This window comes from Kitasatospora sp. NPDC051702, assembly GCF_040681575.1.
Lineage (GTDB): Bacteria > Actinomycetota > Actinomycetes > Streptomycetales > Streptomycetaceae > Kitasatospora.
Genome location: NZ_JBFAZB010000039.1, coordinates 84282 through 94968 on the forward strand (window position 1 = coordinate 84282; position 10687 = coordinate 94968).

Genomic DNA, 10687 nt, shown 5'->3' on the forward strand with positions numbered 1-10687 from the left:
GGACGCCTTGCCGAGTGGGGTGACCTGGTTTGACGAGCCGCCGGTTGACTCGTGCTGTTGCGGCCCTGGCTGTTGGGGCGCTGACCTGGGGAGTGCCGGCGGCGTCCGCGGACCAGATCAGGGACGAGCAGTGGGCGTTGAGGACCTTCGAGGCCGAGGCGAAGGTCTGGACGATCAGCCAGGGTGAGGGCGTCCTGGTCGGGCTGGTCGACAGCGGTGTCGACCAGGACCACCAGGACCTGACCGGGCAGGTGCTGCCGGGCGTCGACTTCTCGGGCGGGAACACGGACGGCCGGGTCGACAGTGACGGCCACGGCACCGCCATGGCGAGCCTGATCGCCGGGCACGGACACGGGGCGCAGGCCGGGGTGCTGGGACTGGCTCCGAAGGCGAAGATCCTTCCGGTGAAGGTGGACACCAGCAGCGGACGGTCCGATGTTCAGCAGAACGGTCTTGCGCAGGGGATCCGGTTCGCCGTCGACCACGGCGCGAAGGTCGTCAACATGTCGGTCGGGGGAGCGTCACGGTTCGACTCCCAGAGCCGCGCCGCCGTCGAGTACGCGATCTCGAAGGACGTCGTGCTGGTCGCCGCCGCGGGGAACAGCGGCGACGACCGGCAGGGTGTGCAGTACCCGGCCGCCTTCCCCGGAGTGGTGGCGGTGGCGGCCGTGGACTCCGCGGGCGCCGTCTGGGACCGCTCGACGCGGGGCGTCGAGACCACGCTCGCCGCGCCGGGCGTGGACATCTACCAGGCCACGGCCAAGTCGACCGCGAGCTACGGGGTCGGGAACGGCACCTCCGACGCGACCGCCTACGTCTCCGCCACCGCCGCGTTGATCCGGGCGAGGTTCCCGGGCCTGTCCGCCGGGCAGGTGATCAATCGGATGATCAAGTCCGCCTCGCCGCCGGTGGACGGGTCGGCGGTGCCGAACGACCGGTACGGGTACGGTGTGGTGTCGCCGGCGAGGGCGTTGGCGGTGGATCCGGCGGTCGACGGGGGCGCGCGGGAGAATCCGCTGGTGGGGCGGCGGGAGTCGCAGGGTGCTGCGCCGGAGGCGGCTGCGGGGCCGCCGGGTGACGAGGCGGTGGTTCCGGCCGCGGAGGCCGGTGGCGGGGGTGGCGGCTGGTTCGGGGCGGGCGTGGCGGTCGGGGTGGCGTTGTGGGGGGTGTTGCTCGGCGGGGTGATGTCGGTGGTGCTGCTGGTGGTGCGGGCGCGGCGGCGGAGGCGGTCGGCGGGGGGTTCGTCCGGGGTGCGGTGAGGGCCGGGGGCCTGGGCTGACGAGGCGGGGGCTGGCAGCATCTTGGTGGTGGGTGGCGTCATTGCCGCTGGTGGGGCGGGGGGCGGGGCGGCGATGCTGGGGGCATGAGCACTTCTGAGCGCGCTGCGGGCGGGGCGGACGGGATCGTGTCGGGCGGGGTCGTGCCGGGCGGTATCGTCCCGGACGGCAAGGACTGGACGTGGGTGTTGGAACGCCCGTGTCCGGACTGCGGGTTGGACACTCCGGCGGTGGTGCGGGAGGACGTCGCGGGGATGGTCCGGGCGAATGCGGCGGCCTGGCGGGCGGTGCTGTCGGGGGATGCGGGTGAGGTGGCGCGGCGGCCGGCTCCGGGGGTGTGGTCGGCGCTGGAGTACGCGTGCCACGTCCGGGACGTGTTCCGGCTGTTCCGCGTGCGGCTGGGGCTGATGCTGGCCGAGGACGGCCCGTCGTTCGCGAACTGGGACCAGGACGCCACGGCGGTCGCGGAGCGCTACGGGGAGCAGCGGCCGGAGGTGGTGGCCGGCGAGCTGGCGGAGGCCGCGGAGGTGCTGGCGGTGGCGTTCGAGGGGGTGACGGGCGGGCAGTGGCTGCGGACCGGGGACCGCAGTGACGGCGCGCGGTTCACCGTGGAGTCGTTCGCCCGCTATCTGATCCACGACCCGGTGCACCACCTGTTCGACGTGACGGGTGTGCGGGTCTGAGCCCTGCGTGCGGCCTCGGCCGCCGGCGGCGGTGCGGGCGAGGGTGCGGGCGAGGGTGCGGGCGGGGGCGAGGGCTCACCAGCCGGAGGCCTCGCGCAGCATGGTGCGCCGGAGGCGGCCGGCCACGCTGGCGGTGTCGGTGCCGATGACGTCGGCGATCTCGGGGGCGGCGAGGCCGACGACGTAGTGCAGGATGGCGAGGTCGTCGTCGGCGGGGTGCCGGTCCGGGGTGGCAGGCACGTGCCGGGTGTGTTCGGCGACGGTGCTGCGCAGGATCTGCCAGGCGTGTGCGGTCGGGTTGGAGCTGCCCAGCAGTTCGCGCCAGTGGACGGCGATTTCGGCGAAGGCCTGTTGGACGGCGGTGGCCGCGGTGCTGTGTTCGGTGAGCCAGACCCGGGCGTAGCTGAGGTACCGGGGGCGGTGGAGTTCGCAGAAGGCGGCGAACTCCAGTGGTACGTCCTCCGGTTCGCCGGGCCTCGGGGGCGGCTCGGCTGCGCTCGCGTGACGATTGGTCATCTCGTCTTCTCGGCAAGGGAGATGGATTTCTGACGGTCGATCATCTGTGCTCACTCTACGGTAGGCCCTAGGTGCGCTGGGTGACCAATCTGATGGAATGCCCGGAACCCGTCGCCGCTCGGCCGGTTCCGGTGGCGACCGGTGCGGAGCGGTGGTGGGGCGGCCGGGCGGTGGATCGGCGGGGGAGTGGTGCGCAGTCCTGCGGGGGGCGTAGGTGCGAGCGTGTCGCGGCTGGTCAGAGGGGGTGGGGCGGCGGTGGCCGCGCGGCGGTTGATGTGCCACCGTAGGGCTTTCGGCGGCTGACGTCCACGCCCACGGCGCGAAGCCGCGCCCGCACAACCGCCTGCGCAACCGCGCCCGCCACCGTGGCCGCCCCCCTCGGGTCCCGTGGGTGGGTCGTTCCGGTGAGGCCGCCCCGCGGCGCCGCCTGGCGCATCCTCGGTGCCCGTGCTCGTGCGGCGCTCCGGGTCGGGTGGACGGCGCCCGGCGGGAGTGCGCGCGGAGGGGCGTGTCCGGGCGGGTCGCGCCCGGGGTGCCGGCGGCGCGCGCCGCGCGGGGTGGGCGGCGTGCGCGGGGTGGGCGCGCTGCGGATGCGGTGGAGCTGGCACACGCTGCGCGCCGGACGGACGTGGTGGCGGGTGGCGCGTCCGCCGGGCCGGCGGCGCACCCGGTGGTCAGGAGGTGGGTCGGGCCTCCGTCGGGGCGATCCGGTCGTCGACGGCGCTGGTCCGTTCGACCTGGGTGGGGAAGGCCTCGACGGCCCGGCGCCGGGCGAGTTGGGCGGCTGCGGCAGCCGCGGCCGCAGCCGCCGCGGCTGCCCCGGCGGCGGCCTCCTCGCGCTCGCACCGGTGCGCCGCCACCCCGGCGGAGGGGTGCCCGGCGGCGTGTCCGGCCGTGGCGTGTCCGGCGCCGTGCCCGGTGCCGTGTCCGGCGGCGGTGTGCCCGCCGGTGGGGTGGGCGGCCGGCTGGTGCTCGTCCGTCGAGCGTCGTCGTCGGCCGAGTTCCGCGCGGGCGGCGTGTTCCTCGGCCGCCTGTCTCGCGGCCAGGTAGGCCTGGACGGCGGCCATGCCGTAGACCGGCTGGATGAGCTGGTGGCCCTTGAAGAACGGTCTGGCCGGGGCGAACCCGGCGGCGACCACCAGGTCGCGGATCTCGGCTATCTCGGCCTCGCTGCGGGCGGTGAAGCGGACCTCCCAGCCCTTCTTGTACGTATGGCCCTGTTCGCCGCTGCGGCGCGCCGGGTCCGGGCGGCGGACGTATCCGGGCAGACGGCCGAGGCGGAGCTGGGCCGCGCGGAGGCCGGCGGTCTCGTCACGTGACATGACGTAAGCCTAGGCAATCCCCGGGGCGGGATTGACGTCTGGAGGGTCTCTTGGAGTATGCCTTTGGTCACTGTCGGTCAGGCGACCAGGTCGGCGATCACTTTCGATCGCATCTGACAACCTCGCGACCAGCAATTACTCCGAATGAGTGAGGGTATGGGGACTTTAGTGCGGGCTGATCCCGGTTTCGCGACGGTTGCGTAACAGTGCGTCAGGCGGCCGGTGCCGGGTCGGGCCGGTTGGGGATGGTGTTCGTATGAGCTACCGGATTCCCACGCCGCCGCCGTCCCTCGAGGAGTTGGCGAAGCGTCAGCAGAACGTCGTCACCGCGAGCCAGCTGCGCGCCCGGAGCGTGCCGGCCCGCCTCATCACCGAGCACTGCCGGCGCGGCGGGCCCTGGCAGCGCCTGCTGCCCAGGGTCTACCTGCTGCAGTCGGACGGCCCGACGCCGGAGCAGCGGATGTGGGCCGCGCTGCTGTACGCCGCGCAGAACGGCCGCGAGGAGGGCCGCCGCGAGGGGGCGGTGATCACGGGTGCGGCCGCGCTCGCGCTGTACGGCTTCGCCGCGGTGCCCCGGCTGCCGGCGGTGACCGGGGTGGACGTCCTGGTGCCCCGCCAGCGCCGGCTGAAGGACGCCGGAGACGTGCGGATCCGGCGCACCGAAAGGGAGTTGGTGGCCCGCTCGGTGCACGGCCTGGCCTGTGCGCCGGTCGCCCGGGCGGTCGCGGACGCGCTGTGCGAGTGGACGGCGGCGGGCGCCGGCGCCCCGGTGCCGGTGCGCGAGGTGCTGCGGGAGGCCGTCTCCCGGCCCGACAGCCGGTGCACCGTCCGGGAGTTGGCGGCCGAGCTGACCGAGTCGGGGCTGACCGCCGAGCCGCGGGTGCGTGCCGCGCTGGACGAACTGCTCGCCGCCGAGCGGGACTTCGTGCTGGAGCGGGTCGGCGAACTGGTGGACGAGGGGCTGCTGCCGGTCCCGCTGGTCGGCCCCGAGCTGCGGATGCGCGGCGGCACCTTCATCGCCGTCCCGGACCTCTACTGGCCGGAGCGCGGCGTCGCGGTCGAGGTGGACTCGGACCTGCGCTGCGTGAGCGAGGGCGAGGCCGCCTGGGTGCGGGGCGGCCAGCACCGGATGGAGTACCTGGGGATCCGGGTGGTCTACGTCTGCGGCGCCCGGCTCGCGGCGGACCGGGACGCGGTGGGTGCCGAACTGCGGGAGGCGTTCCGGGCGGGCGGCACCGACGTGGTCGAGCTCATGGTCGTCCCGGAGCCGGTCCCGGAGCCGGGGCAGGAGTAGCGGCCGGAGCCGGGGCGGGAGCGGCGGCCGGCTCCCGGCCGAGGCCCCGGCCGGAAGCCGGCCCCGGAACGCGGAGACCGGGGGCCGGAGACCGGCGGCCGGGGCGGCCGGGCGGACCCTAGCCCTGCACCACCGGGGTGCCGACCAACTCGACGCCCGCGGCGCGCAGTTCGGCGAGCGCGGCGGTGGTGGTCTCCGGTGCGACCCCGGCGGTGAGGTCGAGCAGGACGCGGGTGGTGAAGCCGGCCCGGGCGGCGTCCAGGGCGGTGGCCCGGACGCAGTGGTCGGTGGCGATGCCGACCACGTCGATCTCGTCGACCTGCCGTTCGCGCAGCCACTCCAGGGGGCCGCGGTCGTTCTCGTCCAACCCCTCGAAGCCGCTGTACGCCGCCGCGTAGGCGCCCTTGTCGAAGACCGCCTCGACCGCGCCGGAGATCACGGCGGGGGCGAAGTTGGGGTGGAAGCCGACGCCCTCGGTACCGGCCACGCAGTGCACCGGCCAGCTGTCGACGTAGTCGGGCTCGGCGGAGAAGTGGGGGCCCGGGTCGATGTGGTGGTCGCGGGTGGCGAGGATGTGCTGGTAGCCGGCGGCGGATTCGGCGATCAGGTCGGTGATGGCGGCGGCCACCTCGGCGCCGCCGGCGACGGCCAGGCTGCCGCCCTCGCAGAAGTCGTTCTGCACGTCGACGACGATCAGGGCCCGGTGCATGGTTCGCGTCCTCGGGTGTGGGGGGCGTCCGCGGGGTGGCGGCGTCCCGGTGGGGGAGCCCGCGGGAGCGCTCGGCCCGGTGGCGGGCTCGGGGTCTCGGGGGGCTCCGGGGGAACTCTACGGCTGACTCTAGGGAGTGGCGCGCGGGGGCGGAAGGCCTCCGCCCCCGCGCGGGCGGCGGGTGCCGGTCAGACGATCAGTTCGGTCGGCAGGACCGGGTCGCCCTTGGAGAGCTGGGTGGCCGACAGCGGCAGCGCGGCCCGGGCCCGGACGTGCCGTTCGCGGGCGGCCGTCAGCGGCTCGCGGCCGACGGTCTCGCCGCCCCGCACCAGGGGCACCTGCACCAGGTGCGGCTCCAGTTCGGCCGGGACGGGCCCGGTGCCGACCACCTCGGCCTCGGCCACGCCGTCCGCGTCGGGCCGCCGGGCGGCCCACTTGCGGCCGCCGACGCTGGTCTTGCCGCCGGCGGCGCGCTTGGCCACCGGGATCAGCGGTCCGCCCTCGGTCTCGGCGCGGGCGACCAGCTTGTAGACCATGGCGCAGGTCGGGTGGCCGCTGCCGGTGACCAGGCTGGTGCCGACGCCGTAGCCGTCGACGGGGGCGGCGGCGAGCGCGGCGATCGCGTACTCGTCGAGGTCGGAGGTGACGATGATGCGGGTCTTCTCGGCGCCGAGCTCGTCCAGCTGGCGGCGGACCCGGTGGGCCAGCAGGGTGAGGTCGCCGGAGTCGATGCGCACGGCGCCCAGCTCGGGGCCGGCCACCTCGACCGCGGTGCGGACGGCCTCGCGCAGGTCGAAGGTGTCGACCAGCAGCGTGGTGCCCCGCCCCATGCTGGCGATCTGCGCGCGGAAGGCGTCCCGCTCGCTGTCGTGGACGAGGGTGAAGGCGTGGGCGGCGGTGCCGGTGGTGGGGATGCCGTGGGCGAAGCCGGCCTCCAGGTCGGAGGTGGCGGCGAAGCCGGCCACGTACGCGGCGCGGGCGGCGGAGACGGCGGCCCGCTCGTGGGCGCGGCGGGCGCCCATCTCGATGACGGGGCGGCCGCCGGCGGCGGCGGTCATCCGGGAGGCGGCGGCCGCGATCGCGGAGTCGTGGTTGAGGATCGAGAGGATCACCGTCTCCAGGATCACCGCCTCGGCGAAGGTGCCCTCGACGGTCAGCAGCGGCGATCCGGGGAAGTAGACCTCGCCCTCGGGGTAGCCGTGGATGTCGCCGCTGAAGCGGTAGTCGGCGAGGTAGCGCAGGGTGTCCTCGTCGACCACGCCCTGGCCGGCGAGCCAGTCGAGCTGTGCGGTGGTGAAGCGGAAGTCCTCGACCGCGTCGAGCACCCGGCCGGTGCCGGCCATGACGCCGTAGCGGCGGCCGCCGGGCAGGCGGCGGGTGAACACCTCGAAGACGGAGTGGCGGTGCGCGGCCCCGCTGCGCAGGGCGGCCTGCAGCATGGTGAGCTCGTAGCGGTCGGTGAGAAGCGCGGTCGAGCCGGCCGCGCGCACGGAAGTGGCGTCCATGCGGATGATGCTACTACCACTTAGCGTCAAAGTGACGATTTCTCGCGACGCGACCCGGGCCGGAATCGCCCGGGGGTCCCCCGGATGGCAGCATGGGGCTGAAGAGGCGTGGACGGACTGCGCAGCGAGGAGGACCCGCAGGTGAGTGTCGCGCCCGTGGAGATCGAGCGCCCGGAGGTCGAGGGACTGCCGGTGACGGAACCGGACACCCCCTGGGTGACGATCGTCCACAACGACCCCGTCAATCTGATGAGCTACGTCCAGTACGTCTTCCAGGCCTACTTCGGGTACCCGAAGGACAAGGCCAGGAAGCTGATGATGGAGGTCCACACCAAGGGCCGGGCCGTGGTCTCCAGCGGCTCCCGCGAGGAGATGGAGCGCGACGTGCAGGCGATGCACGGCTACGGGCTCTGGGCGACGCTCCAGCACGACTGACCGGGGCCCGCGGCCCCAGTACCCCACCCGAGACGACGAAGACGGGCTGACCGATACAGATGGCTGGGTTGTTCGAGAGTGCCGGCGGCGGCGGTGCGGCGATCGCGCTGGAGGAGCTGGAGGTCTCCATCCTCCGCTCCCTGGAGGTGGGGATCCTGCAGCTGATCGGGCCCGGCCCGGGCGGGGACGGCGGCGATCCGCTGGCCGCGCTGTTCGCCGAGGGGCCGAGCGAGACGCCGGCCAACCCGGTGCTCGCCCGGCTGTTCCCGGACGCCTACGGGGATCCGGCCGAGCCGGCCGACGAGGAGAGCCGGGCCGCCGCCGGCGAGTTCCGCCGCTACACCGAGCTGGACCTGCGGGCCCGCAAGCGCGAGGACGCGCTGCACGTGGTGCGGACCCTGGACCGCCTGGGCGGCGGCGGGGTGCTCAAGCTGGACCCGGCCGACTGTCAGCGCTGGCTGGGCGCCCTCAACGACCTGCGGCTGACGCTCGGTGTCCAGCTGGAGGTCGGCGAGGACGACGACGAGCTCTACGAGCTGCCGGACGAGGACGACCGCAAGCCGCTGGTGATGGCGTACCTGTGGCTGGGCGCGCTCCAGGAGACGTTGCTGGAGGCGATCGTGGACTGATCGTGCCCGGATCCGGGCAGGCCCCGACCGCTTCGTCCAGTATGTGGACGATTGGTCGGGGCATTTCCGTCCGAACCGGGCGAAACCCTCCCAGGGCATGCTCAAATAACGCTCAGATGGAGCCCGCTCACCGAACCCTGCGTGGTACGACTTCTCCACCCCACGAGACCCACCAGGACGGTGCACCATGGCCGAGAAGCCGAACGACGACGCGGTCGTCGCGAAACCGGACGAGGAGGGCTACGAGCGGGGGCTCGGCAGCCGCCAGATCCAGATGATCGCGATCGGCGGTGCGATCGGCACCGGCCTGTTCCTCGGCGCCGGCACCGCGATCTCCAAGTCCGGCCCCAGCCTGATCCTCTCCTACGCCGTCGCCGGCCTGGTGATCTTCGTGATCATGCGCGCCCTGGGCGAACTCCTCACCTACCGCCCGGTCTCCGGCAGCTTCGCCGAGTACGCGCGGGAGTTCCTCGGCCCCTTCGCCGGCTACGTGACCGGCTGGACGTACTGGCTGTTCTGGGTGGTCACCGGCATGGCGGAGACCACCGCCGCCGCCGTGTACGTGAAGTTCTGGGCGCCCGGCTTCCCGCAGTGGCTCAGCGCGCTGACCTTCCTGGTGATCCTCTACGCCGCCAACCTGATCTCGGTGAAGCTGTTCGGCGAGATCGAGTTCTGGTTCTCCATGGTCAAGGTCACCGCCATCATCGGCATGATCCTGATCGGCGTCGGGGTGCTCACCCTCGGCTTCAGCAAGGCCGGTGACACCGCGTCGGTCACCCACCTGTGGCAGAACGGCGGGTTCTTCCCCAAGGGCATCGGCGCCACCGTGATGACCCTGCAGATCGTCATGTTCGCCTACCTGGGCGTCGAACTCGTCGGCGTGACCGCCGGGGAGAGCGAGAACCCCGAGAAGACCCTGCCGCGCGCCATCAACACGCTGCCCTGGCGCATCGCGCTGTTCTACATCGGCGCCCTGGTGGTCATCCTCTCGCTGGTGCCGTGGACCGAGTTCCAGCCCGGCGTCAGCCCGTTCGTCGCGGCCTTCGGCAAGATCGGCATCCCGGCCGCGGCCGGGATCATCAACTTCGTGGTGCTCACCGCCGCGCTCTCCTCCTGCAACTCCGGCATGTACTCCACCGGCCGGATGCTGCGCGACCTCGCGCTGCGCGGTCAGGCGCCCGGGCGGCTGACCAAGCTCAACAGCCGCCGCACCCCGGCCTTCGCGATCACCGTCTCGTCCCTGCTGATGGGCGCCGGCGTGGTGCTCAACTACCTCGTCCCGGCGCGGGCGTTCGAGTACATCACCTCGGTCGCCACCGTCTGCGGCCTGTGGACCTGGGCGATGATCCTCATCGCCCAGATCCGCTACCGCAAGGCCTGGCAGGGCGGACGCCTTCCGGCGCCCACCTTCAAGGCGCCCGGCGGCGCCTGGATCAGCTGGGCCGCGCTCGGCTTCCTCGCCCTGGTCGTGGTGCTGATCGGCCTCGACGAGGACAACCGGATCTCGCTGTACGTCTTCCCCGCCTGGGCCCTGGTCCTGGTGGTCGGCTACCAGCTGCTCAAGCGCCGCGACCCGCAGGCCGCGCAGGGCGCCACCGAGGACCGGGAGCTCGCGCGCGACGCCGGCTGACGCCCCTCCCGGGCCCGGTCCCGGGGCCCGGTCGCGGGGCGCCTCCGGGGCCCCGCGACCGGGTGGCGGACACCCGGTGCCCGCGCTCCGGACATCCCGGCGGACACCCGCCGGGGCGTGGCTATCCTGACCGCATGCTGACCATCACCCGAGAAATCCGCGACCGGATCGTGGCCCACGCCCGCGCCGACCACCCGGACGAGGCCTGCGGCGTGGTCGCCGGGCCGGCCGGCACCGGGCGCCCCGAGCGCTTCATCCCGATGCTCAACGCCGCCCGCTCGCCTACCTTCTACGAGTTCGACTCGGGCGACCTGCTCAAGCTCTACCGCGAGATGGACGACCTCGACGAGGAGCCGGTGATCGTCTACCACTCGCACACCGCCACCGAGGCCTACCCGTCGCGCACCGACGTGAGCTACGCCTCCGAACCGTTCGCCCACTACGTCCTGGTCTCCACCGCCGAGGGCAACGGCGAGGACGACCCCTACCAGTTCCGCTCGTTCCGCATCGTGGACGGCGAGATCACGGAGGAAGACGTCCAGGTCGTCGAGGCCCACCCGGCCTGACCGGCACCCCCCTGGGCCCGGCCCGCCGACCGTCCGCGCCCCGCGCCCGCGGCCACCGCCACCCCGATCGCCGCGTTGGCCTCGTTGGCGTCGGCGTACGCCACCAGCCGCGGGTCGGTCT

Annotated in this window: 11 protein-coding genes; 7 read left to right on the forward strand and 4 right to left on the reverse strand. The window is 73.7% G+C overall.

Annotated elements, in window-relative coordinates; all coding sequences use genetic code 11:
• Nucleotides 1-44 precede the first annotated feature (44 nt).
• Both mycP and AB0N04_RS27820 read left to right on the forward strand, forming a co-directional pair.
• Nucleotides 45-1259: a type VII secretion-associated serine protease mycosin gene (mycP, locus tag AB0N04_RS27815; protein ID WP_360218173.1), complete on the forward strand. Its 1215-nt coding sequence runs from the start codon at nt 45-47 to the stop codon at nt 1257-1259.
• 104 nt (nt 1260-1363) lie between these two features.
• Nucleotides 1364-1960 carry a DinB family protein gene (locus tag AB0N04_RS27820; protein WP_360218170.1) on the forward strand — a complete coding sequence of 199 codons (597 nt, stop codon included), beginning with the start codon at nt 1364-1366 and terminating at the stop codon, nt 1958-1960.
• A 75-nt stretch (nt 1961-2035) separates the two neighbouring features.
• Here the strand turns inward: AB0N04_RS27820 and AB0N04_RS27825 are convergent, their stop codons facing one another.
• Together AB0N04_RS27825 and AB0N04_RS27830 are read right to left on the reverse strand one after the other, a co-directional pair.
• A complete protein-coding gene (locus AB0N04_RS27825; RefSeq protein WP_360218167.1) occupies nt 2036-2476 on the reverse strand; it encodes a hypothetical protein in 441 nt (146 codons plus the stop codon).
• A 674-nt stretch (nt 2477-3150) separates the two neighbouring features.
• Nucleotides 3151-3798, reverse strand: coding sequence for a hypothetical protein (locus AB0N04_RS27830; protein ID WP_360218164.1), 648 nt, complete (start codon nt 3796-3798; stop codon nt 3151-3153).
• A gap of 256 nt (nt 3799-4054) precedes the next feature.
• Here AB0N04_RS27830 and AB0N04_RS27835 point away from each other — a divergent pair, with 256 nt between their 5' ends.
• Nucleotides 4055-5092 carry a hypothetical protein gene (locus AB0N04_RS27835; protein ID WP_360218161.1) on the forward strand — a complete coding sequence of 346 codons (1038 nt, stop codon included), beginning with the start codon at nt 4055-4057 and terminating at the stop codon, nt 5090-5092.
• Between the two features lie 118 nt (nt 5093-5210).
• Here AB0N04_RS27835 and AB0N04_RS27840 read toward each other — a convergent pair whose 3' ends face one another.
• Nucleotides 5211-5801: an isochorismatase family protein gene (locus tag AB0N04_RS27840; RefSeq protein WP_360218158.1), complete on the reverse strand. Its 591-nt coding sequence runs from the start codon at nt 5799-5801 to the stop codon at nt 5211-5213.
• Between the two features lie 188 nt (nt 5802-5989).
• Nucleotides 5990-7306, reverse strand: a complete 1317-nt coding sequence (locus AB0N04_RS27845) for a nicotinate phosphoribosyltransferase (RefSeq protein WP_360218155.1) — start codon at nt 7304-7306, stop codon at nt 5990-5992.
• Nucleotides 7307-7447: 141 nt separating this feature from the next.
• Here AB0N04_RS27845 and clpS point away from each other — a divergent pair, with 141 nt between their 5' ends.
• The 4 genes from clpS (at nt 7448) to AB0N04_RS27865 (ending at nt 10566) form a co-directional block, all read left to right on the forward strand.
• Nucleotides 7448-7741: an ATP-dependent Clp protease adapter ClpS gene (clpS, locus tag AB0N04_RS27850; protein ID WP_360218152.1), complete on the forward strand. Its 294-nt coding sequence runs from the start codon at nt 7448-7450 to the stop codon at nt 7739-7741.
• Nucleotides 7742-7800: 59 nt separating this feature from the next.
• Nucleotides 7801-8370 carry a DUF2017 domain-containing protein gene (locus tag AB0N04_RS27855; protein WP_360218149.1) on the forward strand — a complete coding sequence of 190 codons (570 nt, stop codon included), beginning with the start codon at nt 7801-7803 and terminating at the stop codon, nt 8368-8370.
• Nucleotides 8371-8557: 187 nt separating this feature from the next.
• Nucleotides 8558-10000 (forward strand): amino acid permease, encoded by a 1443-nt coding sequence (locus AB0N04_RS27860; protein WP_360218146.1) that lies wholly within the window; start codon nt 8558-8560, stop codon nt 9998-10000.
• 134 nt (nt 10001-10134) lie between these two features.
• Nucleotides 10135-10566: a M67 family metallopeptidase gene (locus tag AB0N04_RS27865; RefSeq protein WP_360218143.1), complete on the forward strand. Its 432-nt coding sequence runs from the start codon at nt 10135-10137 to the stop codon at nt 10564-10566.
• Nucleotides 10567-10687 lie beyond the last annotated feature (121 nt).

Excerpts from the sequence above, each read along its gene's own strand:
- AB0N04_RS27840 (WP_360218158.1), bottom strand. The coding sequence starts at position 5,801 with ATGCACCGGGCCCTGATCGTCGTCGACGTGCAGAACGACTTCTGCGAG.
- AB0N04_RS27835 (WP_360218161.1), top strand. The coding sequence starts at position 4,055 with ATGAGCTACCGGATTCCCACGCCGCCGCCGTCCCTCGAGGAGTTGGCG.
- AB0N04_RS27825 (WP_360218167.1), bottom strand. The coding sequence starts at position 2,476 with ATGACCAATCGTCACGCGAGCGCAGCCGAGCCGCCCCCGAGGCCCGGC.
- AB0N04_RS27820 (WP_360218170.1), top strand. The coding sequence starts at position 1,364 with ATGAGCACTTCTGAGCGCGCTGCGGGCGGGGCGGACGGGATCGTGTCG.
- AB0N04_RS27855 (WP_360218149.1), top strand. The coding sequence starts at position 7,801 with ATGGCTGGGTTGTTCGAGAGTGCCGGCGGCGGCGGTGCGGCGATCGCG.
- AB0N04_RS27865 (WP_360218143.1), top strand. The coding sequence starts at position 10,135 with ATGCTGACCATCACCCGAGAAATCCGCGACCGGATCGTGGCCCACGCC.
- AB0N04_RS27860 (WP_360218146.1), top strand. The coding sequence starts at position 8,558 with ATGGCCGAGAAGCCGAACGACGACGCGGTCGTCGCGAAACCGGACGAG.
- AB0N04_RS27830 (WP_360218164.1), bottom strand. The coding sequence starts at position 3,798 with ATGTCACGTGACGAGACCGCCGGCCTCCGCGCGGCCCAGCTCCGCCTC.
- AB0N04_RS27845 (WP_360218155.1), bottom strand. The coding sequence starts at position 7,306 with ATGGACGCCACTTCCGTGCGCGCGGCCGGCTCGACCGCGCTTCTCACC.